The organism is Carboxylicivirga linearis, from assembly GCF_018271995.1.
GTDB classification, from domain to species: domain Bacteria; phylum Bacteroidota; class Bacteroidia; order Bacteroidales; family Marinilabiliaceae; genus Carboxylicivirga; species Carboxylicivirga linearis.
Window position 1 is genome coordinate 1 of the sequence record NZ_JAGUCO010000016.1, and the last position, 24444, is coordinate 24444.

The 24444-nt window shown below is 37.9% G+C and carries 23 protein-coding genes; 14 read left to right on the plus strand and 9 right to left on the minus strand.

The window, feature by feature from the left end:
* From KEM10_RS16255 to KEM10_RS16295, 9 genes are all read left to right on the plus strand, one after another.
* Nucleotides 1-227, plus strand: a 227-nt coding sequence (locus tag KEM10_RS16255) for a hypothetical protein (RefSeq protein ID WP_212217089.1), incomplete at its 5' end; no start/stop codon positions are given.
* Nucleotides 228-410: 183 nt separating this feature from the next.
* Entirely contained in the window at nucleotides 411-773 is a 363-nt protein-coding gene (locus tag KEM10_RS16260; protein WP_212217090.1) for a hypothetical protein, read from the plus strand.
* 9 nt (nucleotides 774-782) lie between these two features.
* Nucleotides 783-2834 carry an ATP-binding protein gene (locus tag KEM10_RS16265; protein WP_212217091.1) on the plus strand — a complete coding sequence of 684 codons (2052 nt, stop codon included), beginning with the start codon at nucleotides 783-785 and terminating at the stop codon, nucleotides 2832-2834.
* An 87-nt stretch (nucleotides 2835-2921) separates the two neighbouring features.
* The gene (locus KEM10_RS16270; RefSeq protein ID WP_212217092.1) at nucleotides 2922-3095 is read left to right on the plus strand and encodes a hypothetical protein; all 174 of its coding nucleotides are present in this window, start codon (nucleotides 2922-2924) and stop codon (nucleotides 3093-3095) included.
* Nucleotides 3096-3219: 124 nt separating this feature from the next.
* Nucleotides 3220-3537 carry a sensor histidine kinase gene (locus tag KEM10_RS16275; protein WP_212217093.1) on the plus strand — a complete coding sequence of 106 codons (318 nt, stop codon included), beginning with the start codon at nucleotides 3220-3222 and terminating at the stop codon, nucleotides 3535-3537.
* Nucleotides 3538-3624: 87 nt separating this feature from the next.
* A complete protein-coding gene (locus KEM10_RS16280) occupies nucleotides 3625-3789 on the plus strand; it encodes a hypothetical protein (protein ID WP_212217094.1) in 165 nt (54 codons plus the stop codon).
* A 56-nt stretch (nucleotides 3790-3845) separates the two neighbouring features.
* Nucleotides 3846-4235 carry a sensor histidine kinase gene (locus KEM10_RS16285; protein ID WP_212217095.1) on the plus strand — a complete coding sequence of 130 codons (390 nt, stop codon included), beginning with the start codon at nucleotides 3846-3848 and terminating at the stop codon, nucleotides 4233-4235.
* An 88-nt stretch (nucleotides 4236-4323) separates the two neighbouring features.
* Nucleotides 4324-4491 carry a hypothetical protein gene (locus KEM10_RS16290; RefSeq protein WP_212217096.1) on the plus strand — a complete coding sequence of 56 codons (168 nt, stop codon included), beginning with the start codon at nucleotides 4324-4326 and terminating at the stop codon, nucleotides 4489-4491.
* Between the two features lie 229 nt (nucleotides 4492-4720).
* The gene (locus tag KEM10_RS16295) at nucleotides 4721-5152 is read left to right on the plus strand and encodes a UPF0158 family protein (protein ID WP_212217097.1); all 432 of its coding nucleotides are present in this window, start codon (nucleotides 4721-4723) and stop codon (nucleotides 5150-5152) included.
* A 356-nt stretch (nucleotides 5153-5508) separates the two neighbouring features.
* Here KEM10_RS16295 and KEM10_RS16300 read toward each other — a convergent pair whose 3' ends face one another.
* Nucleotides 5509-8448: a DNA polymerase III subunit alpha gene (locus KEM10_RS16300; RefSeq protein ID WP_212217098.1), complete on the minus strand. Its 2940-nt coding sequence runs from the start codon at nucleotides 8446-8448 to the stop codon at nucleotides 5509-5511.
* A 326-nt stretch (nucleotides 8449-8774) separates the two neighbouring features.
* Nucleotides 8775-9977, minus strand: a complete 1203-nt coding sequence (gene dinB / locus KEM10_RS16305; RefSeq protein WP_212217099.1) for a DNA polymerase IV — start codon at nucleotides 9975-9977, stop codon at nucleotides 8775-8777.
* Between the two features lie 162 nt (nucleotides 9978-10139).
* Here dinB and KEM10_RS16310 point away from each other — a divergent pair, with 162 nt between their 5' ends.
* From KEM10_RS16310 to KEM10_RS16325, 4 genes are all read left to right on the plus strand, one after another.
* On the plus strand, nucleotides 10140-10865 hold the full coding sequence (locus KEM10_RS16310; protein ID WP_212217100.1) for an XRE family transcriptional regulator: 726 nt from the start codon (nucleotides 10140-10142) through the stop codon (nucleotides 10863-10865).
* A 51-nt stretch (nucleotides 10866-10916) separates the two neighbouring features.
* Nucleotides 10917-11246 (plus strand): endonuclease domain-containing protein, encoded by a 330-nt coding sequence (locus KEM10_RS16315; RefSeq protein WP_212217101.1) that lies wholly within the window; start codon nucleotides 10917-10919, stop codon nucleotides 11244-11246.
* Nucleotides 11247-11469: 223 nt separating this feature from the next.
* Nucleotides 11470-12126: a hypothetical protein gene (locus KEM10_RS16320; RefSeq protein WP_212217102.1), complete on the plus strand. Its 657-nt coding sequence runs from the start codon at nucleotides 11470-11472 to the stop codon at nucleotides 12124-12126.
* Nucleotides 12127-12143: 17 nt separating this feature from the next.
* Nucleotides 12144-12911 (plus strand): TIGR00266 family protein, encoded by a 768-nt coding sequence (locus KEM10_RS16325; RefSeq protein ID WP_212217103.1) that lies wholly within the window; start codon nucleotides 12144-12146, stop codon nucleotides 12909-12911.
* 148 nt (nucleotides 12912-13059) lie between these two features.
* Here the strand turns inward: KEM10_RS16325 and KEM10_RS16330 are convergent, their stop codons facing one another.
* The 5 genes from KEM10_RS16330 to KEM10_RS16350 form a co-directional block, all read right to left on the minus strand.
* Complete coding sequence (locus tag KEM10_RS16330; protein ID WP_212217104.1) at nucleotides 13060-13845, minus strand: LytR/AlgR family response regulator transcription factor; 786 nt, start codon at nucleotides 13843-13845, stop codon at nucleotides 13060-13062.
* 2 nt (nucleotides 13846-13847) lie between these two features.
* Entirely contained in the window at nucleotides 13848-14870 is a 1023-nt protein-coding gene (locus KEM10_RS16335) for a sensor histidine kinase (protein WP_212217105.1), read from the minus strand.
* 91 nt (nucleotides 14871-14961) lie between these two features.
* A complete protein-coding gene (locus KEM10_RS16340) occupies nucleotides 14962-16320 on the minus strand; it encodes a TolC family protein (RefSeq protein ID WP_212217106.1) in 1359 nt (452 codons plus the stop codon).
* Nucleotides 16321-16355: 35 nt separating this feature from the next.
* Nucleotides 16356-19415 carry an efflux RND transporter permease subunit gene (locus KEM10_RS16345; protein WP_212217107.1) on the minus strand — a complete coding sequence of 1020 codons (3060 nt, stop codon included), beginning with the start codon at nucleotides 19413-19415 and terminating at the stop codon, nucleotides 16356-16358.
* A 19-nt stretch (nucleotides 19416-19434) separates the two neighbouring features.
* Nucleotides 19435-20487 (minus strand): efflux RND transporter periplasmic adaptor subunit, encoded by a 1053-nt coding sequence (locus tag KEM10_RS16350; protein ID WP_212217108.1) that lies wholly within the window; start codon nucleotides 20485-20487, stop codon nucleotides 19435-19437.
* A gap of 258 nt (nucleotides 20488-20745) precedes the next feature.
* Between KEM10_RS16350 and KEM10_RS16355 the strand changes: the two genes are divergently transcribed.
* Nucleotides 20746-21615 carry a ChaN family lipoprotein gene (locus tag KEM10_RS16355; RefSeq protein ID WP_212217109.1) on the plus strand — a complete coding sequence of 290 codons (870 nt, stop codon included), beginning with the start codon at nucleotides 20746-20748 and terminating at the stop codon, nucleotides 21613-21615.
* Nucleotides 21616-21636: 21 nt separating this feature from the next.
* Here the strand turns inward: KEM10_RS16355 and KEM10_RS16360 are convergent, their stop codons facing one another.
* Both KEM10_RS16360 and KEM10_RS16365 read right to left on the minus strand, forming a co-directional pair.
* Complete coding sequence (locus tag KEM10_RS16360) at nucleotides 21637-23958, minus strand: multiheme c-type cytochrome (RefSeq protein ID WP_212217110.1); 2322 nt, start codon at nucleotides 23956-23958, stop codon at nucleotides 21637-21639.
* On the minus strand, nucleotides 23959-24426 hold the full coding sequence (locus tag KEM10_RS16365; RefSeq protein WP_212217111.1) for a QcrA and Rieske domain-containing protein: 468 nt from the start codon (nucleotides 24424-24426) through the stop codon (nucleotides 23959-23961). It abuts the gene before it with no gap.
* Between the last annotated feature and the right edge of the window lie 18 nt (nucleotides 24427-24444).

A 24444-nucleotide genomic window follows, 5' to 3' on the forward strand; every position in this document is an offset into this window, starting at 1 on the left:
GCTTCACTCATAAAGCTACGGTTCATTGCCTAAAATCGCTGAACTCGCTACGCTCAAACAGCACCGATTTTTACGGCAACTTCACCTTGCTTTATGGCTCACCAGACAAGGCCGATCTAGGGCTAACTTTTACTCGAGAATTTTCACCCACTCAATTTCATATTGAAATTATATTTCTATACCAAATTCAACTTTTCTCATCAATACCATCTGATAATCAACCTTAGTGAGGTTAATTAGAAATTTAATCGTTGGGTAATACCTTTTTATAAACCCCAATAATCTGTGCCTATTGAATTAATAATTAACCTGATAATATTGAATTTTAATCATTTTTATTCGATAATAATACCATACCTTAAAGTACTTTTTATATATTAGCATCCATAATAATTTATACCTATTAATTTATGAAAGAACTAGTACCGTATACTAACCTGGAAACGGTTAAAGACAGCAACGGAAAAATTACAGAATTTGTAGTACGCACCGTATCGTACCTGCCTAAAGACAGCAAAATTACTACCAGCGGCGAAGGCCCCGTTGCTGATAATGTTTTATATCGCCCTTTAACCATCTCTTACGATGGTACCTCAACAGACTTTGATTATTTTGGCGCCGACTTTACCATTAAACGCGAAGATGTTGGTTTGTTGGAAAGAGGAGTGAATGTTAAAGTTAAATCTACAACCAGTAGTTTAAAATCGGCAACATATGGTGATCCTGAAGATGAAGGTGGAGTTTCTATTGACTATATAGAAGGTGATATTTAAAATTTTAATATGGAGTATACAAGAAAAATTGCGCAAAGAGTGACTTGTATACTCTATTTACTTTTATTTGTATTATACACTAATGCAAATCCATTTCCAACATTAAATCTATGCGACACTTGTAGTTATTCAGTGAATAAGAAAATCGCATATAGCAATTTACTTATTTCAAACATAGATTCTATACCTTACATTATTGATAATTTAAATAATCACGAGAAAATTATATATAATTCTCAATACGGTAAGTTATTATATAAGAAACAAAGATTTGATGAATCAATAAATCATTTAAAACCTATTCTTGATAATTCATCTGCAGAAGTAGAATGTATAGCTGATTGTCACTATTACTTGGCTAAGAATTTCAGTAAGAAAAATAATTCTGAACTAACTTTATACCATTTTGAAGTGGCGTATAATAAATATACGGAACTTGGGAAATGGGACAATTGTTGTATTGTATATATGGATTTAGGTAGTTATTTTTCAATGAAGAAGAATAATGAACTAGCAGAGAAATACTATTTAACTTCATACAATATTTCTCAAAAGAAGAATATAAAACACTCAACAAAAATTGCAATTGAATTAAATCTTGCCAATCATTTCAATAAAGTTGAGAAAAGAAATATAGCCTTAAAGCATTATATAAATGTTGAGAAAGAAGCTAAGAAAATTAAAAAGGAATCTGTTATAGCTTTAGTCAATAATAACATTGGAACTATATATCTAAAAAATGAAGAATTTAAAAAAGCTGAAGAGTATTTTAATAGTGCTCTAAAAATAAGAAGGGCATTAAAGGATAATAAAGGTATAGCTTCCACATTATTAAATTTACTTCATATTGAAATAAAAAATGGCAACAAACAAGAATCTAAGTTAATTCTGTCGGAACTTTCTGAAATTTTCAAAATGTCTCCACCAAATATTGCCGATCAACGACTTTTTAGTTATAACAAGATTAGATATTATGCATTACTAGGTAAAACTGAACTTATTGGAAAAGAACTTGGCGCATATGATAAACTTCAAGACTCCCTCTCTAACATCGCCTTCTCCGACAAACTTATCGAAATGCAAAAAAGCTTTGAAATACAGGAGCGGGATAAAGATATAGCCTTACTACAAAAAGAAGATGAGTTAAAAGAAGCCCGTTTAAGCAATCAATTGATTGTTATTATTTCTATTGGAGCTGTTTTGCTGCTATTGATTGTATTGGGCTACTTTATAAATAAGCAACGGGTAAAACTAAAACGATCGGAGAGCCATCTTAAAAAGCAGCAAAAAAGAATTAAGCAAATTAACAGCGATTTAAAAACATCGAACCTGGCCAAAGATCGTATTCTGTCTATTATTGGTCATGATTTACGCGGCCCAATTGGTGGCTTAAAAGAATTGATTGAACTATATATGGATATGCCGGGCTATGAGGAAGAAGATTTTAAAAGTCTGCTAAAGGCAGCCCGCGAAGCATCCACAGGCTCGTACTACCTACTTGAAAACCTATTAACCTGGGCCAACTCACAAAATGGTCAAATTGATTTTAAACCGTTAACCGCACCTCTTTTACCATTGGCAAAAAATAGTATCGATCTGTTGGATAGCTCAATTAACACACGCAATGTTTCGTTTAAATACGATATATCGCCTGCCATTAAATTAACTGCCGACCTTAACATGTTACGCACCATTATTCGTAACCTGGTATCTAATGCGGTAAAATACTCGCCACCCGAAAGCTGCATCACCATTTCGGCCACCCAAAATAATGAAGAGACTTTTATTTGCATTGCCGACCAGGGCTATGGCATGACCGCCGAACAATCGTCGGCTCTGTTTGAAAAGAAAGAAACCTATTTTATTGAAGCCGGATATAATGCTAAAGGTTCGGGCTTAGGTCTGGTACTGTGCCGCGAGTTTGTAGAACAGCATAAAGGTAAAATTTGGGCCGACTCTATTCCTAATAAAGGAACGAAGGTTTGTTTTACCATTCCGCTAAATATCGAGCAACCAAAAACTACCACCGCACTTCATGAGCATACTCCTGCAATGAATTAGACTTATTTAGTTTATCTTATTATTTTACATGCATAACTATAGATAATTATTATATTCGCCTTAATTCTAATTTAAACTTTATAATTCATGAAAAAATTATTTTTATTAATGGCTATTATGGCCACTGCATTTGCTTTTCAGGCTTGCGATAAGGATGATGTGCAACCAGAGGACAAAACAATTGATACTAATTTAAGAGCTGGTGGAGATCCGGAAGAAAGTGGTGGTCTAATAATTGAATATGAAGGAGGAGATGTTTAACACATCTTTTAAAGAATATAAAGAAGCATTTGAGCAATAGTATAATTTACTATTTCATTTGCTTTTTTTTCTCTGTACCTTGATTATAGAAATACAAGTTCAAAATAAGGGTCTTTTAAAGTTTATGAGCTACATCACCATTTCGGCCACCCAAAACAATGAAGAGACCTTTATTTGTATTGCCGACCAAGGCTATGGCATGACAGCCGAACAATCGTCGGCTCTGTTTGAAAAGAAAGAAACCTATTTTATTGAAGCCGGATATAATGCTAAAGGTTCCGGTTTGGTACTGTGCCGCGAGTTTGTAGAACAGCATAAAGGTAAAATTTGGGCCGACTCTATTCCTAACAAAGGAACAAAGGTTTGTTTTACCATTCCGCTAAATATCGAGCAACCCAAAACTACGAGCGCACTTCACAAGCATACTCCTGCCATGAATTAGACTTATTTAGTTTATCTTATTATTTTACATGCATAACTATAGATAATTATTATATTCGCCTTAATTCTAATTTAAACTTTATAAATCATGAAAAAATTATTTTTTTTAATGGCTATTATGGCGACTGCTTTTGCTTTTCAGGCTTGCGATAAGGATGATGTACAACCAGAGGACAAAACAATTGATACCAATTTAAGAGCCGATGGAGATGAGGGGGGAACTTTGATAGATTTTGAAGGTGGTGATGTTTAACACATCTTTTAAACAACATAAAAAAGCACATGAAATAGTAAGTTTTACTATTTCATGTGCTTTTTTTGCCCTGTACCTTCATTATAGAAATACAAGTTCAAAATAAGGGTCTTTTAAAGTCCGAAAGTTGCATAACCATTTCGGCCACCCAAAACAATGAAGAGACCTTTATTTGCATTGCCGACCAAGGCTATGGCATGACCGCCGAACAATCGTCGGCCCTGTTTGAAAAGAAAGAAACCTATTTTATTGAAGCCGGTTACAATGCCAAAGGTTCGGGTTTAGGTTTGGTACTGTGCCGCGAGTTTGTAGAACAGCATAAAGGTAAAATTTGGGCCGACTCTATTCCTAACAAAGGCACAAAGGCTTATTTTACCATTCCGCTAAATATCGAGCAACCCAAAACTACGAGCGTACTTCACAAGCATACTCCGGCGATGAATTAGATTATATTTAGTTTATCTTATTAATTTACATGCATAACTATAGATAATTATTACATTCGCCTTAATTCTAATTTAAACTTTATAAATCATGAAAAAATTGTTTTTATTAATGGCTATTATGGCCACTGCATTTGCATTTCAAGCTTGCGATAAGGATGATGTGCAACCAGAGGACAAAACAATTGATACCAATTTAAGAGCCGATGGAGATGAGGGGGGAACATCTATCGAATATGAAGATCCGGAATTACCATAAGTAATAAAACAAAAGAGGCAATCTTATCATAGGTTGCCTCTTTTGTTTTTGCAAAAAAGTAAAGCCCATCTATTTTATAAGAGATAAATCAGAGCAATTACATTAAAAGTCAAGAATCAGATAATTTAACATTTTCTTCTCTTGATAATTCTTGAAAAATCGATAAATTTATCAAGTACAAAGCACACTCCTTTCAGCTAACATATTGTTAAACCTTAATGCTTGAGCTATGATTGTTACTTCTACCTCAGCCATACAAAACATTGTACGTCTGCTCGACAACGGTTACCTGGTTTATATTCATAAATCAACTGGTAAGGTTACGGCAATTCCTGAATTTGATGGTTTTATTGACTTTAATGATGATACCAACTCTGAAGTGAATAATGTAGAAGCTAATCCGGATGATTACCTGCAGGTTCAGGGAATGAATTCGCGTGAGATGTTTAACCTGATGATGGATTTTGCACAGGAACAGGAAGATATGAGTGTTACCCGAAAGCTGGTTGAAGCATTGCGTAAATCGGATGGTATTGGACATTTTAATAGTGCCATAAAACAAATGCCTGATATTAAAATGGAATGGCTCGAATACCGCGACGAAAAGCTGCAACGTTTTATTAAAAATAAATTGATGCGAAAACGCCAGATGTTTAATTAGAAAACATACAAATCTTAGCATTTGCATACTATGCTAGAACAAAAGCCTTTCTATTCATTTATTATTAACATAGCACTTACGTACTATGCTGTTACAAACGTCCCTCCGGGACTTACATACCGCTTCATTATTCCATAGCACTTACGTGCTATGCTAGTACAGGCATCCCTCCGGGACTACCTATATAGTTGAAGGGCGTAGCCCTGACTGTATTAAAACAGTAAGTGAGTGCTGTGATGAGCGAGAAGGAAATCAGAGCCCCGGAGGGGCGACTATGATTGTTGGCCTACACATTGCCCCCTTAATAGACATTCTAGCTAGTAGCCAGCAGCTATAAGCTATCAGCCTTTTTTAGACTATTCATCCAAATTACGATTGCGTAAACGATACATCTTACTCACCTCAATGCTAAGAAAACCATATTCTTCTACCACAGTCCCGAAGATATGATAGCATCCCGGACCACGAAACGGATACCGCGCTGCCGCTTCTACAAAATGAACCGTATCAATCCATCTTCCTTGCATATCGAGCCAGGTACCAAAAAACATAGCTGATCCATTGGCTGTTCGGGTGGGTTTGCGCGTTACCAGATAACCTACTATCGACACATATTTATTAATCAGTATAGGTAAATCACGAGCACGCAAGGTACTGGGTAACTTCTCAGCCAATAGTTTAAACGGGCTAATTAGCGGAAAGCCCAGTAGCTCAATTTCATCAAAAGCATTCTCTAAATCGTGACTCCACAACTCGGGCAACTCAAAAGCTTTCACCTCAGCAGGTGCAAATAAGCTAGCTTCCGCTTTTACCTTTTTAGTATATCCTAACAGATGATGGGCATCCCATAATAACTCTTTCTTGCCTTTACCAGTAAAACGAAACGCTCCTACCCGTATCAGAATCAGTAGTTGCTCCAGCGAAATTCCCGTACGTGTTACAAAGTCAGACAAATTTTTAAACTGACCATGCAGCTCCCTATCTTCCAATATTTTCCGTATCGTTCCTTTCTCCAGATTGTACAACATCATAAAACCCAAATAAATTCGATTACTCGAAATACGATTGAACCAATCACTCCGATTCACACAAGGCGCTTCCACCTCTGCCCCATTAATGCGAGCCTCGTGCAGATATAACTCGGGTCGATAAAAACCTCCACCATTATTGAGCGTTGCCACCATATATTCCAGCGGATAATGCGCTTTGAGATACAACGCCTGATAACTCTCAATGGCATAACTGGCCGAATGGCCTTTGGCGAAAGCATAGTTGGCAAAGCTCTCAATCTGCATCCAGATGTCTTTGACAGTTTGCTCAGCATACCCTTTTTTGCGACAATTGCTGTAGAATTTATCACGCACCTTCCAGAATTCATTACGTTGCCTGAACTTCCACGACATTCCCCTACGTAGGATATCAGCTTCATCCAGAGTGAGACCCGCAAAATAATGCGCCACCTTAATCACATCCTCCTGATACACCATCACACCATAAGTCTCATCCAATATTTCGTATAACTGCGGAAGATCCTGCCTGGCTTTCTCTCTTCGTTTCTCATCCTGAAATCTTAGGATATACTCACGCATCATACCGCTTTTTGCAACTCCGGGGCGAATAATAGAACTAGCCGCCACCAAACGCAGATAATCATCAGCCTTTAACTTAGTCAACAACATACGCATGGCCGGCGATTCAACGTAGAAACAACCAATGGCCTTTCCCACCTTCAGATGCTCTTTAATTGCCTCATCTTCTTTAAACTTATTGATGTCGTGAATATCAATCTCCACTCCCTTGTTTTCTTTGATGATATCCAATGCATCCTTAATCTTACTCAACCCACGCTGACTAAGAATATCGAATTTATGCAAGCCCACATCTTCGGCCACATACATATCAAATTGTGTTGACGGGAAGCCTTTAGGCAGCATCTCGGTAGCAGAATAATACGATATGGGCTTTTCGGATATAATGATACCGCTGGAATGAATACTGCAATGACTGGGAAATCCGTCGATGTATTTGCTATACTGGATCACCCATTTACCATACTGCCCGTAATTTTTGGGTGATGGATCTTTTTGCAGGGCCACAATCTCCTCATCGGGCAAACCAAACACTTTGCCTATCTCTCTGAAAGCTGATTTATGATTAAAAGTGATATAAGTTCCCAACAAAGCAACATGATCATAGCCGTATCGCTCAAAAATATAACGTGTCACATCATCGCGATCAGTCCACGAAAAGTCGATATCAAAATCGGGTGGTGAAGTACGATAAGGATTAATAAAACGCTCGAAATAAAGGTTCAGATCAATGGGATCAACATTGGTAAGTCGCAACAAATAAGCCACCAAACTATTGGCTCCACTACCCCGCCCCACATAATAATAGCCCTGATTGCGGGCATACTTCACAATATCGTTAGTCACTAAAAAGTAAGCACAGAACCCCAAATCGCGGATGGTATTCAGCTCTTTATTCATCCGTTCAATTACTTCTTTAGGACGATTGGGGAAACGATATTTCAAGCCTTTCTCACACTCATCTTTCAACAACAGAAAATCTTTTTCGTCGGAGCCCAAGAAATAGCGTTTATTCTTATTTACTCCCAGCTCAAAATCAATATTGCACGACTCCATCAGCTTTTGCGTATTGTGTAATATGGCCGGATACCTGCCAAACAAACTAATCAACTCATCTTTCGACAGAAGCTTTTCATTCATCGTTCCCTGCTCCTCTTTGGGTAGTTTGCTCAGTAACATATTCAGGTCGATGGCACGCAACAAACGATGCACATTATAATCGTGCTTATTCCGGAAAGTCACCGTATGCTGGATTACCAACTTACTTTTCTGATCTTTCCATACCGAGAAAGGCAGGTTCTTCAACTGATCGGGCCGTATCCCTACAAACTCGTTATAACGCAACTCACGCTTTTTGTTTGTAAACGGATAGATAACATAGGCATGTTTAAATTCAGGCGCCTTGGTGTCCAATTCTTCTCCCGAATGACGATAATCGGTAAGATGTTCGCACAACTCGCGATAGCCCTCGTTGTTGCGGGCAATGCCCACATACATCTGCTCCACTCCATTCCGGAAATCGATGCCCACCACAGGCTTAATCCCAAACTCAGCCGAGCGACGAACCATATCAATACAGGCCGAAGTACTGTTGATATCAGTAATTGCAAGTGTACTGTAGCCTTTTTCAGAAGCTTCCTTCAGCAAATCTTCGGAGGAGATGGTCCCGTATTTAAAACTATAATATGTATGACAATTAAGTAGCACTTTTTTAGAGATTAGACTTTTTAGACGTTAGACTGATAAATATGTAGAACTGTTGAATTGTCGAGTTGTTAAATTGATTTTTTACAAATAAACGATTCAACGAATCGGCAAATCAACTCTCAATACAGACAGCCCTCCGGGCTTTGGTTTTACATTATTTTTAATCATAGCACTTACGTACTATGCTGGTACAGTCGTCCCTCTGGGACTCCAAAATAGATGATGAATTGCAGAACTGCCCAATTGTTAAGTTGATTTTATTACAATTAAACATACAAGCTAGTAGCTATCAGCCATTAGCTTAATTCACAATTCATCATTAATAATTAACCATTAAGTACTGCCGGTTGTCCATTAAAAGGGTTGGGTCGGGCAATGGTTTTAGAACTCATTCCAATGGCACGAGCCACTGCTTGTTGTCCATAACGATCGCGTACCTTATCCATAGCCTGATAGAGTTTAATCAGCTTAAACGAGTCTTCGAACAGTCTTATCTGGTAGCTTCCGCCAATCAAATGACTAAAACGAACGCCCACCAATCGTACCAGTACCCGACGATCGTATACCTTATCAAACAAATCTTTCACCACCTCAATTAGAGTATGATCCAACGATGTATACGGAATGCGTTTTTGCTTACTATGCGTTTGAAAATCGCTGTAACGCACTTTTACCGTTACACAGGCTGTAAGCTTATTTCCATGTCGTAGCTGAAATGCCAGATTCTCGGCCATCCCCATAACAATGGCACGCAGTTTATATACATCGGTAGTATCTTTATCGAAAGTACGCTCCATCGAAAGCGATTTACGTTCGTGATAAGCTACCACAGGTGAATTATCAATGCCCTGCGCCTTTTTCCAGATAACATTACCGTTTTTACCCAGTACACGCTCCATCAATTCAACTGGCATCTCCTGAACCGTTTTTACACGCTCCACTCCCATGCTTCGCAGCAAACGATAAGTTTGATTTCCCACCATTGGTATTTTCTTCACAGATAAAGGTGCCAGAAAGGGTTTTTCATAACCATCTTCGATACGCATATAGTTATTAGGCTTAGCCTCACCCGTTCCTACCTTCGACACCGTTTTACTGGTTGATAAGCCAAAGGAAATAGGCAGATGCGTTTCGCGAATAATCTCATCACGCAATTCCTGAGCCCACATGTAGGTCTGCTTTACATAGCGATCCATCCCACTCACATCCACATAAAACTCATCAATTGATGATTTTTCAAACAAAGGAGAGCGATCTTTTATAATCTCTGTCACAGCATCTGAAAACTTGCTATACACTCCACTATTTCCCCTTATCACCGTAGCATGCGGACACAACTGCCTTGCCATACGCATGGGCATGGCCGAATGAATACCGTATTGCCTCGCCTCGTAACTGCACGCAGCCACTACTCCCCTGTCGGAAGTTCCTCCTATCAGCACCGGACGATTGTTTAGTTTACTATCCATCAGGCGCTCGCACGACACAAAAAAGGTGTCTAAATCCAGATGTAAAATTGACTTTTGCATTTATGTCGATATTTTCGTCATTTTCCTGACTATAATTTAATCATTTTATTTATCTTTATGAAATAAATAGGTAGTTAGTTTTTAGTCAGAAGGCAGAAGAAATTGAATATTAAGAACAAAAAAAGCTATCGGCTAAGAGCTACCTGTTAAAAGCTAAAACATATGTATTTCGCAGAAAACATCAAGTTCCTACGCCAACGACGAAAACTATCTCAAAGCGATTTGGCCACCAACTTAGAATTGACACGAACCACATTGGCGGGGTACGAAAAAAGTGTGCAACCACCATTTAAAACACTAATTAAATTTGCCGATTATTTCAAGATATCACTTGATGCTTTAATCCGTTATAACCTGCAAGAGCTATCCGAATTTCAGTTATCGCAGATAGAAGATGGTTTTGATATTGATGTTACAGGACAAAAGCTACGTTTACTGACAGTGTCGGTAGATAAAGACGGAAACGAGAATATAGAAATGGTGCCTGTTAAAGCGCAGGCTGGTTATACATCAGATTATGGTGATATGGAGTTTATTTCATCTCTACCCAAGTTTTCGTTACCTTTTTTACCTCAGGACAGAACCTATCGCACCTTTCAGATCAAAGGAGATTCGATGTTACCCATTCCCGAAGGATCGTGGATTACGGGAAGCTACGTGCAAAACTGGAAAACCATTAAAGACGGCACTCCATGCATTATTGTTACCCGCGACGAAGGAATTGTTTTTAAAGTAGTATACAATCAATTTGAGAAAAACCAAACCTTATTACTGGTATCAACCAACAGGAACTATAAACCCTACCAAATAGAAGCCAATAAAATAATTGAGGTATGGCAATTCGTTACTTATAATGGTTTTGAGGTGGAGAGAGGTACAACATTATAGCAATACCATTATTCACCCCAAACCCCTAAAGGGGCTTAAACACAAAGAACAATGAGCGTGAGTGATCAGGTTAATATGTTTTACAATGCTAAACCGCATATATTTGAAAAGGCAAAAGCTTTACGTAAAAACATGACTAAAGCAGAACTCATCTTATGGGGTAAATTAAAAGGTAAACAAATACTAAACTTACGTTTTAGGACTCAACATCCAATCGATATATTTATAGCCGATTTCTATTGTCATCGGATAAAACTAGTTATTGAAGTTGATGGTGATATACATTTAAAACAACAACAAATAGAATACGATATTGGCAGAGAGGCTGAATTAAATAATGGGGGCATTAAAGTAATTCGCTTCTCTAATCTAGAGATATAATCTAACCTTGAGTATGTTGTAAGGAAAATAAATATTGAATGCAAACATAGACTATCCCAAAGCCAAAATCCCCTTTAGGGGATTTAGGGGTAAACAAAACTAATAAACGTTAGCCTTTAGCTGACGGCCTGTTAAGTGCATTAAGAAATCTTAAAAAAGCTATCAGCTAATGGCTATAGGCTATCCGCTTTTTACTATCTTGTATGCTCTAATTTTAATTTGCATGAAGAACCTATTTTTATTAGCCCTTGTACTATTGGGCGCCACTCAACTAAAGGCACAAATTAAAGCCACTACCGAAACAGGTAATACGGTAATACTACATAAAAACGGCACCTGGGAATATTATGAAGCAGGTATGGAGGAATCTACTCAACAAGAAACACCTACTCAACCGGCTGTTACAGCTCCGGCATTGAATATCGATGTAACAAAAGAAGTCACTTCAGATCGGCATGAACTGTTTTATGAGGTGAGTCCACGTATGGCTCGTTTTTTCGGTGAAGAGAAAGGAAAAATAAGAACCCATGCTACCATCAGCAATCACAAAGGACAGTTTCTGATTTCGTTTGAGATTAATGTACCGGTGGGTGATGCCAACCGTTATTTCGGACCTACATTGGCTGAAAGAAGCATTACATTAGAACTCAGTAACGATGTTGATATCGTGATTCCTATTACGGAGAATATCAGTCAAAAATGGATGGATAAATTCAATCAAAGTTATTATTTGGGAGGTGGTTTTTTGAGCCATGATAATATAAAAGCCATCATGAAAAACCCCATTACCAATGTTTACATCGATTGGAAAAAGCATCCTGAAAATTATAAAGTAAGCAATAAATCAGTACTTCAAACAACTATTAAAGAAGTACTTTAACCTATAAATCATACCCTATGAATTCACACGAAATTGATTATGAAATTAAAGGTCATGATGTTCAGTTTGTAGAAATTGAGCTCGATCCTCAGGAAACCGTCATTGCCGAAGCCGGAGCCATGTTGTATATGGAAGATGGCATTGACTTTGAAGCTAAGATGGGCGATGGTTCAAATCCTTCGCAAGGCTTTTTTGGTAAGATCATGGCCGGAGCATCACGTGTAATTACCGGCGAATCGTTATTTCTTACTCATTTTACGCATCGTGGTTACGGCAAGAAAAAGGTAGCTTTTTCGGCTCCTTACCCCGGCACCATCGTTCCTCTAGATTTGACTCAGTTAGGAGGAAGAGTGATTGTGCAAAAAGATGCCTTCTTATGTGCTGCTTTGGGCACTAAGCTATCCATGCATTTTAATCAACGATTGGGCGCAGGTTTCTTTGGTGGCGAAGGCTTTATCCTTCAGAAATTGGAAGGTGATGGCAAAGCATTTATTCATGCCGGAGGAACACTAATTGAACGCCAACTGAATAACGAATCATTGCGTATAGATACAGGTTGTGTAGTTGGTTTTACTGATGGTATTGATTTCAGCGTTCAGAAAGCCGGCAATCTTAAATCGATGATTTTTGGTGGTGAAGGATTGTTTCTTTCTACCTTAAGAGGTACCGGAACGGTTTGGATTCAGTCGATGCCAATCAGCAAATTAATCAAAGCTGTAACTCCTTATGGAAAAAACTCAGGCAAGGAAGAAAGTGGCGGTTTGTTGAATAATATTTTTGAGTAAAACTCAACCCGTATTTTGTGGTCAGTAGACCATATAAGCCGTATATTTTCTACTGACTACAAACTAAATACCTAAACATTTCCTCTTTCACTTAAGAAAGACGATGTGGATAACATTAACACAGTAAAGAAAACTCCACCTCAATACTTTACTGATTCACCCAGTCTTTAAACTGAACCGCTTTACCTCGGCTGATCATTATTTTATCGTTGAGTTTATTAACTAGCTTAACTACCAGTTTGCCACTAAAATAAGCCTCAAAATGATCGATGGCTTCAATGTTTACGATGGATTGACGGTTGGTTCTAAAGAACATTTGCGGATCCAGCTCCTCTTCCAGCTTATCCAAAGCTTGATTGATTATATGCTGTTTTCCATCAAAACTCACAGCAAAAGTAACGCGTGACTCAAAGTAGAAATAGGCAATATCTTCAACCGGTAACTTAAAGAAAGAATCTCTTTTTGAAATAAGAAAGCGTTTACGATACCCTCCACTTGCCGACATAATATTTTTTGCCAATTGCTGATAATCAACACTCTTATCTGATTGCACCACATTGGTTTCAAACAGTTCTATGGCGCGTTCAAACTTCTCAATGCTTTTTAACAATTCCGATTCTTTAATTGGTTTTAGCAGATAATCAATACTATTCAGCTGAAAAGCTTTTAATGCAAATTCGTTGTAGGCAGTGGTGAATATTACAGGGTGTTCCACCTTCATCTGCTCAAAAATAGAGAATGAGTTACCATCAGCTAATTCAATATCCAGAAAAATTACGATATTTTCGGTATTCTCCTTCAACCATTCAACCGTTTCAGATACACTTTGTAAAATTGCCATCACATTCCATTCAGGACGTAACGAAAGAATCATTTCTTTTAGCATACCGGCACTGTGTACTTCATCCTCTACAATAATAACGTTTATCTGCATATCTAATCCGTTAAAGGTAATTCTACTATAAATTCATTTTCATCTTGTGCAACATGCATTTGACGATCGGTTAAAAAAGCAATTCTCTTCTTTAGGTTTTTAAGTCCGGTATTGGTCGAATAAGTAGTATTTTTCAAGTTAAGATTATTAGTCACTCTAACCATATCATTACTGGCCTCGATAGTTATTTTCAAAGGATCTCCAATAGTAGCTACATTATGCTTGATTGCGTTTTCTACTAAAAACTGTAAACTCAATACAGGTAATTTTTTCGCATTGGCATTTTGATCTACTTTATAGAATAGTTGAAGTCCTTCACCTAAACGTTCTTTGTGCAAATCAAGGTACGACTTTATAAAACCCAATTCTTCTTCTAAAGTAACAGATATATCATCTTTACTTTTTAATACATACCTGTACACATCAGAAAAATTTTCTGCAAAACGAATAGCAGCTTTCTGATCGTGCCGGATAATAGCAATAAGTGTGCTTAAATTATTAAACAAAAAATGAGGGTTGATCTGATCTTGCAATGCTCTGTAATCCAACTGCAGTTTTTCGTTTTTTAAAGCCTCGTTCTCTTTAATAAACATAGCAAGACTTTGGTGATAGTTATACGCAATTAGTAAGCTGACATAAATAGAAACAAACAAAATGGAAATGACCATACTGGCCAGAAAGAGTGTCTTAGGAATCTCTGTTTCCTTTTCAATTAAAGGTTTTGTTATATTAGCAACATAAGCTACTATGGCATACCAAAATATGGTAAAAAGCAGCAACAAAATAAGGCGTTTTAAGGTATGTTGATGCCAGGTGTACTTATAATCAAGGAGCTTATTAAATGCAAAAATTCCTTCAGAAATAGTAACAAAAAGGCAGATGGTAAACGCAACACCTTCTATGGAAAAGACTGCCCCCGCAAAGAATGTTTTTACAACAATCATATTAAAAACAATACCGATAATCACCTCAAAAAGAAGCCGGGCTTTGTATCTTATTTTCTTTGGCTGGCAGTTTCTCATCATCATTATTAATATTGGCTTTAAAGGTAGCGACAAGTATGGATTTTCTTGCCGCTATCCGTTAAAAATAATCAGGAATGCATTTATACCAATGCTAATTTAACATCTGGTTTAACTGACCAATTCCTTTATAGTAACTGGTTTTGGCAATTTCGTAGTCGGCCAAAGCAGTTAGCAATTGGGCATGAGCACTTTGCCAGCTGGCTTGCGCATCCAACAAATCGGTAGTGGAATTCAATCCGGCTTCGTAACTGATCTTTACCTCTTCCAAACTCTCTTCCGCTTCTTCTTTGGCACTCTTTGCCAACACAATTGTCTCATATGCCTCCATCAGATTAAGCATATATTGCTGAACTTCCAGTTGCACCAATTCTTTGGTATCATCCAATTGAAGTTGCGCCTGTTGTTTTTTATATCGGGCTGCATCCATCTTATGCTTACGCTCGCGCCAATGTACAATGGGAATGGATAATTGAGCATTTACCTGAGTCATATAACGACTCGTTTCAAATGTTGGGATATCCATGTATCCATAACTAACCTGAGCTCCCAATTGAGGAAGATATTCTGCAGCTGTTGACTTTTTCTGAAGTTCAGCTATTTCCACCTGTCCATCCAGCATCTTCAGTTCATTCCGGTTATCCAATGCCAAATTTAATGCATCTCCCACATTGATCATCTCAGGGTTATCGTGGAGCGACTCACTGAGTTCGATTTGTGTAGAAAGAGGCAATCCAACTAACTGACAAAGATTCATTTGCAGTATTTTATATCCGTTACGTGCTTTTATCAGGTTTAATTCAGCCTCATTCTTTTGTACTTTAACTTTTAAGTATTCACTTCTTGGCGTTAAACCAACATCATACATGGTTTGCAGCTGACTTTGCAATGAGTCTAACATTTCAACATACTTATCTGCCACAATCAAATTTTCTTTCAAAGCAACCAATTGCCAATACACATTATCGGTATTTAAAATCACCTCATCTGTTTTTAGTTGATAATCCTGATGAGCGATTTCAACACCTTTATCGGCCATTTTATTACCATAGCGTATCTGACCTCCGGCGTAAATTGGAACCGCAGCCGCCACCTGAGCCTGATACAGTCTTAAGCCGGCTGTTTCAAGAGCCATGCCCGGAAAATAAACATCACTTTCTCCCGTAATATTACCATTAGCATCAGCCGTTGGCATAAACATGCCGGGTATTTCAATGTCATCCATATCAGGCAGATAAGTTAACGTACCTGTTCCATCAATCATTGGTAAATAAGCGGTACGAGCTTCTTTTTGATTCGAAATAACCTCCTTCTCTCTCAGGTCCGCTACTTTCAAAGTTCGATTATACTCCAAAGCCATGTTCCTTGCCTTATCAATGGTAAGAACCTCTTGCCCATTAACTGCTGAAGCTGTTAGAATACAAATTAATATATATATGTTTCTCAATTTCATATTTATCCTTTTTTTGGCAACCACCTCTATCTGTCCTATTCTTCTTTATTATGTAATGATCGGGTATTGACCTTATAGAATACTGCATACAGCACCGGTACCACAATTAAAGTGATGAGCGACCCAATTAATAATCCAAACATTATGGAAATAGCCAGGCTGTTAAACATCTTATCCCACACCAATGGCAACATACCCAAGATAGTGGTTAATGAAGCCATCATCACAGGACGGACCCTTGATATGGCAGAATCAATAATAGCTTGAAGTGTATCTTTACCGGCCTTTATCTCCAGGTTGATTTCATCGAGTAGTACAACAGCATTTTTAATCATCATACCCATTAACCCTAATGATCCAACCAAAGCAAAGAATGTGAAGTAGGTTTGTGTCACCACAAATCCCCATATCACACCAATAAAAGCCAATGGAACCAATAAGAAAATGATAACAGGTTGGCGGAAGTTGCCAAACAAGCCAATGATGATAATTACCATTAAAAATAAAGCCAAAGGTAAATTCTCAGCCAATCCGGCATTGGCATCTTCGCTTGTTTTTGTTTCACCTAACCACTCTAACTGATAACCTTCAGGCAATTGAATTGCCTCTACCTTATCTTTGATTTTGGCCATTACCTCTCCGGTTGATGAACTTACAACAGGATCGCACTGTGCCTTAATGGCTTTTTGGCCATCGTAATGCATAATACGGTTGTTACGCCACTCAATAGTAATTGAATCAACTACCTGATTTAATGGTACACTATTAGGTAATTGCGCCCAAACAGGTACAGAAGTTACCAGTCCAACATCATCAGATAAGGTATTTTTTAGTCGGAGCATAACCGGCAACTGATAATCACCTTCATAATACAATCCAACAGGTGTTCCATTGGAAGCAATAGCTAATGCGCGAGCCACATCCTGACGATTAACATTTATCTCACGTGCCTTTACATTAGAATAAACAGGTTTTAGCACCTTCACCTCATTCTTCCAGTTATCCGTTACAAATTCTGCTGTGGGCTCCTCTGTCATTATAGTTTTGGCCTGTTCAACAAGGTTACGTAATACCATTTCATCAGGCCCCGAGAACTTTGCTTCAATCTTAGCATCTCCACCCACAGCAATGTATTCTCTAACCCTGGCATATGCTTGTGGATTATGCTCATTTACATATGTTTGAAGGCGCTCCATAACAGGTCCAGCATATTCTGCATCCTCTACACTAATTATAAGCTCACCATAACTCTGACTTAAACCATTCATAGGACGTAATAAGGTATAACGAGTTGGAGTACTACCCAAACCAGTTACTACGTAATTGATTTCATCCCAGTTTACTATTTCCTTCTGAATAATCTCTAAATCAGTCTCCACTTGCGACAAATCGGTTCCTTCAGGCAATCTATATTCAAGAATAAACTGATCGTAGTTTGCACCAGGAAAGAAATTCTGCTTTACGAAACGAAATGACATAAATGACAAAATCAGAATAACAAAGGTTGCTATGGTTACCAATGACTTATGCCATAAAGAGAACCTAACAATTCGTTCGAAGAAACGATAAAATGGTGTATCGTACGGATCTTTACTCTCATTATCTTTACCCTTATTCGAAACTCCTTTTTTATAAAAAAACTGAGCCATAAAAGGTGTTTGTATCATGGCAAAGATCCAACTAACGAACAATGAAATAGCTAACACAAAAAACAAGGGCTTTAAAAACTCACCGGCGCCTGTACTGTTAAACCCTAGCGGCATAAAAGCAAGGATGGCTACTAAGGTAGCAGCTAATAATGGCATGGCCGATTTTTTAGCAGCATCAACAAAGGCCTTTTTTCTTTTCATCCCCTTTTGAAGATCGATTAAGATACCATCGGCAACCACAATAGCATTGTCAACCAACATACCCATGGCAATGATGATGGCAGCTAACGACACACGGTGAAGTTCAATGCCCATGCTCTCCATTACAATAAAAGTACCCAGAATAGTAAACACCAATCCGCTGGCAATTAACAATCCGGCTTTCATTCCCATAAAAACCAATAGAACAGCAATAACAATTAGTACAGACACAACCAAATTGACCATAAAGTCGCTAATGGCATCATCTACATTCTTATGCTGATAAAAGATGGGATGAATCTCCATTCCTACCGGCAAATCGTTTTGCAACTGAGCTAAACGATGCTCTACCCGTTCTCCTAACTCAATAACGTTCCCACCTTTTTCCATTGAAATGGCCAAACTGATAGCCTCCATTCCATTGAACTTCAATTTTTGCATGGTAGGCTCATAATAAGCACGCTCCACCTTAGCAATTTCGCCTAATTTATAACGACCTCCATTGGGTAAGACTACTTCAAAATCCTTTATTTCGTCCAAATCCTGAAACTTCTTACCTATATCAATACTAATACGTTCACTTCCTGACTTAAAATTCCCGGGAGCCATTACTGTTCCCTGATCCTGAAACTTTTGAAAGATCATCATTGGATTGATACCCAATGAAGCAAAATATTCATTGTCGAAAGTAATGTTGATGGTTTCGGTTTGTTTACCAAACTCTTCAATTCGTTTCACTCCATCTACCAACAACATTTCCTCCTTCACATAATCAACATAGTCCTGAAACTCGCGATATTTATAACCATCGTTACTTATAGCGAAGAAGATACCTGACACATCACCAAAATCATCATTTACAATGGGCTCTCCGGCACCTTGCGGCAATGATCCTTTTGCATCGTGTACCTTACGCCGCAAGTGGTCATACAACTGAGGCATTTCGTTGGAACGCACGCCCGTTTTTATATTAACGGTAATCTCCGACATGCCCGGAATAGAACGAGACTCGATAAAATCGATATTCTCTAAGCGTTGAATAGCTTTTTCTAATACCTCGGTCACTTCCTTTTCTACCTCTTCGGCCGAAGCTCCCGGATAAGTAGTTATAACAACAGCTGCTTTGATAGGAATTTCAGGATCTTCGAGCTTTCCCATTCCATTGAATGATCCAATCCCACCAATGATCAAAGCCACAAAGAAGAAGCTTAAAAAAGCTTTTTGACTTAATATTTTATCTAACATATACTGGCTTTGTTTCAGATTAAAGTGTGTTATTTTCCAGGACTCTTACTTCCTGATTGTCGCTTAGGCTGTGCACTCCGGCTGTCACAATGACTTCATTCCCCTGCAGTCCTTTATCAACCACCACGTAACCTTTATTTTCTAATTGACTGATTTGAACCTTTTGTTTACTTACCTGTGATTTATCTGAATTATATATCCAAACATATGAATCATCATCTTGTCGAAAAACAGACTCAACCGGAACCAGCATATGGTGCGTTCCGGCACTGGATAATTGAACATTTACTTTAGCTGACATACCCGGACGGAGCTTTGTACTTTGCCCTTTGGACAATGCAAGACGAACATCATACATATCGCTGCCATTGGCTTTTTCATTCACCGACAATAATTCAGCCGTTACTCCGGAAACACCGGCATTGGCCACATCACAGGTGATTACTTTAAAATCCTTAGCTTGTGCCACCTGTCTTTCCGAAAGACTAAAATGAACCTCCAACTGACTTACATCCAATAGTGAAATAATAGGTTGACCGGGTCCAACATTTTCGAACTTATGGATATTACGCTTGTAAACATATCCAGAGAAAGGAGCCTTCAGTTCAGTATCATTCAGCGCATTAACTGCTGCCTCATACTGACTTTTAGCTCCCAGATAACCTGCTTCTAATTTTTCCAATGTATTAGCCGGAAGTTTGTTTTTTTCATACAACTCTTTGTAGCGTGTATATTCTCCTTCTACCTGCTTATATTGAGCTTTAGCTCCTTGTAAACGAATGACATAATCACGTTTTTCAATCTGTGCAATTAATTGGCCTTCATTCACATAATCTCCCTCATCAACCAACAAATCAACTACCTGACCGCCAACTTTAAACGCTACATTTACATCACGTTTTTCTTTTACCTGACCATTAAAATGTAATTGATTACCTGACTGATTACTATCCAGCTGCATCACTTTTACATAGCGTGCTTTTTGAATTGCCTGTTCTGTTTTATTACCACAACCTGTTAGAACTAAAACAAAGGTTGAGAACAATAAAACCTGTTTAAACTTTTTTTGCATGATTTGTTGAATAAATTGTAGTTAATGTTTTAAAACTCTACAACAAAACTAGATCAGCAAACAACTAATATTCAGTATAATTGCAGGAAACGGAGAATATTCAGTATGAAACTGTTCATTATAAGTATCAACCAAACCCATTAAACTCCTCTACAGGAAAGAAATTGGATCAAAGGGTTAATATCGGAGGTCAAAAAGCCTGTAAACATTCAACAAAGAAGTTGGTTTGATAAGTACTGCACCTTTGAATATTAAATTATGAATCTAGCACACGTAAAACCAACCATCTTCGTTTTCCTCCTTTTTACAATGATCAATCCGGCTTTCGCTCAAAAGAAGAAAGCCTATCAGATATTTACTTCTAAAGGGAAAAAGGTAACATATAAAAAGATACTGAAGAAACTATCGGCAGCAGATATTGTGTTTTTTGGTGAACTTCATAACAATGCTATTGCGCATTGGCTGCAATATGAGACAACAAATGATTTACTGCAAAAAAGAGAACTGATTCTGGGTGCCGAAATGATAGAAGCAGATAATCAGGATGCATTAAACCAATATTTGAAAGGTTCAATTACAGAAAAAGAATTGAGTGAAAAAGTAAGACTTTGGCCTAATTATAATACGGATTATAAACCCTTAGTTGAAATTGCTAAAAATAATCAACTCCCTTTTATTGCCACAAATGTACCTCGAAGATATGCCAGTATGGTTTATAAAAAAGGCGTTAAATCGCTGGATACACTCAGTACTAAAGAAAAAGCATGGATAGCTCCTCTGCCTTTTGCATATGATGCTGAAGTAAACTGTTATAAAAAAATGTTAAGTATGGGTGCCGGACATGGCGGCGATAACCTTCCTAAAGCCCAGGCGTTAAAAGATGCTACAATGGCCCATTTTATACTCAAAAACCACAAAGCTGATAAGCTTTTTCTACATTTCAATGGTGCCTACCACAGCGATTACTACGAGGGCATTATCTGGCAGCTTCGTCAAACCAATCAAAAACTTAATATTGTAAGTATTTCAACAGTTAATCAAAGTCAGCTTAAAAAACTAAATGATGATGCTAAAGGAAAAGCTGACTTCATTATAGTTGTTGATGATAATATGCCCACTACTTATTAAAACATCATCAATACAAAAAGATTAATTCCTTTCCAGCTGCTGAATTACCGGGTTCAAATCCTGCGATGCTTCCGGATAATCTGTTAGCATTTTATGTGCAAGAGGAAGTGCTTTTTGCTGCATCCTGTTATTCAGATAGAATTGTAATAATCCCGCATTGCTGTTATAATCATTCATTAATTGTACCTCTTTCTTCAAATAAGCCTCAGCTTTGACTTTATCACCTTTGAAATCGTACATCATACCAATATTATGGGCTACACGCGGACGAGTAGCATCAGCTTGGTACGATTTTTCAAGCATTTCTAACGATTCATCATACCTTTTCATTTCTGATAACAACAATCCAAAGGAATACATCGCATTGGCATCTGTTGGTTCATTCTTTAAATAATCGGAGAATAAAAGTGCTGCCTTATTATTATCACCTAAACGATTGTAACAATGAGCCAGATTAAGCTTTACAAAATGCAATTCTTTATCCTGCTTCAAGGCTTTTTTATAATGCTCAACTGCTTTTTCAGTCATCCCTTGATTGTAATAGAAATTACCCAGATTGAATTTACCAACAGGAAAATCGGCATTATATTTTAACACTTCCTCGTACTCTTCCTTTACTTTCTCATAGGTCTTCTGGTAATTGACAGGAATATTATCCTTACCTACGCCCATTAAAATCCTATAAGCTTCGGTGCGCACAGCTTTAGTCTCATCGCTCAATAAAGGCAATAATCGCTTAATGTCGTCTTCCGACTGCAACTGATCAGCTCGCACAGCCGCCACCCTCATTGTAGGATCAAGATTATGAAGGTAATTATCCAACTGATTTTTTAATGAATCCTGAAAATAGGTTCCCAAATGTTGCACTGCCAAAGCGCGAATATTCATAGGATACAATTCATCGTTGGCAATAATCTCCAATCGTTTAACGGCAGCCGTATCTTCATCCTGAGCGGCACTAAAAGTCTGAGCAAAATGAAAACGTCGGCTTTTTCCAAACCATTCGGTGATATGATTTTCCGACCATTGAGGCGTCTCATCCGTATGGCACTGGTTACAGGCATTAGGAACGCCATATTTCATGGTTAAATCAGGGCGAGGAATCCTAAAACTATGATCGCGACGATAATCCACTCCCATATAATTTTGCCCGTGCATATGGCAATTGACACATAAAGCACCCGATCCAACATCCATTTTTATACCAGCTTCTGAAATCAACGCCTCGCCTTCCATTCCTTCTGTCTTATGGAAATGGTGCTCAGGAGTATCATAAATATCAGGCACATGACATTGAGCACACAATTGGTTGTATTGCGTTCCTTGGTTTCCAAATAACAACTTACCACTATGCACATTATGACAATCGTTGCACTGCACTTCTTTCATGTGCATTCTACTCTGCATAAATGAAGCATACACATAATCTTCCTCTAAAATCTGACCATCGATATGCCAGGTTGGGTTTTCGGGTAAATTAGGTATAACATGGTCGTAAATACTACCAGCATGATGATCAAAATCCTGTAACGAAGCTCTTCGGCTATGGCAACGAATGCAGTTATTCACATACTCGGTATGATCGATACCGCTGGTTTTCACCACCAATCCGTAATTAGGTATATCTTCCTGCGCATATTCAGGTAAATCAGCCCATTCGAGATGCTTTGAACCCGGTCCGTGACAAGCCTCACAGCTCACATTAATTTCCGACCAGGTAGTATTATATGTATCTGTAACATGATCATAACCTTTCTTCAGGTTGGTTGAATGACAATCGGCACACATACTATTCCAATTTTGCGCCTGATTGGTCCAGTGCAACCAGTTATCAGATTGGATAGGTTTCTGATCGGCATACACATAGTCGGCCATATGATACCACTTATTTCGGTCACAGTCCCATGTTAGCGCCAGTGTTTGTAATCGCCCCCCCGGAAACTCTACCAAATATTGCTGCAAAGGATAATATCCGAAAACATATTTTATTTCAAAATCCTGCATAGTTCCATCGGCTCCATCGGTATTAACCATGAACTTACCATCCTTTTGAAAGAAACGATGCCTTAAACCTTGTGCCTCAAATGTCACATCATTAAAATCGCCCAATACCGTTTCATCATTGGCATGATCCATGGCTTTATTATGATGTGATTGCAACCAGTCATTGTATTCAGGCTGATGACATTCAATACAGGTTTCAACTCCCGTATATTCAGCCTTTGTACTTTTACTCACATCAGCACTCACATATGTTTTAATAACCAGGTAGAAGGGCAAAAGCAAAACAGCCAGGATTCCCAGTATACGTATTAGCTTATTGTATTTTGATATATCTGTCATTTAAACATAAGTTAATTGTGAAGCCTCATATTTATCTCGTCTGATAGGATTATTGATATTGACCAATACTTTATTATCTCTAATACTGATAGGAAAAATATCTAAAGCTCGCGTTGCTGGTGGCGACAGCACCTCACCATGTTTATTAAATGCTGAAGCATGACACGGACACACAAACCGATCTTTATTCTGATTAAATTGAACGGCACATCCAAGATGAGTGCAATGAATAGAAATAGCTAACATACCTCCGTCTTCTAATCTGGATAAATAAAAATGAGCCGAGCCAAATGGGTATACTTTGTTATTTTCAAAAAAGTTGATGTTGCCTGCATCAAACCATCCATCCACTACATCTCCATCCTTCTTTTTACCTAATAAGCTATAAAAAATATATACTACTTCGAGCGATAACAATGCGTAAATAGCTCGTTTTATAAATGTTCGTCGGGTAAATTTCAGTTTCATCAATCGCATTCTAAACAA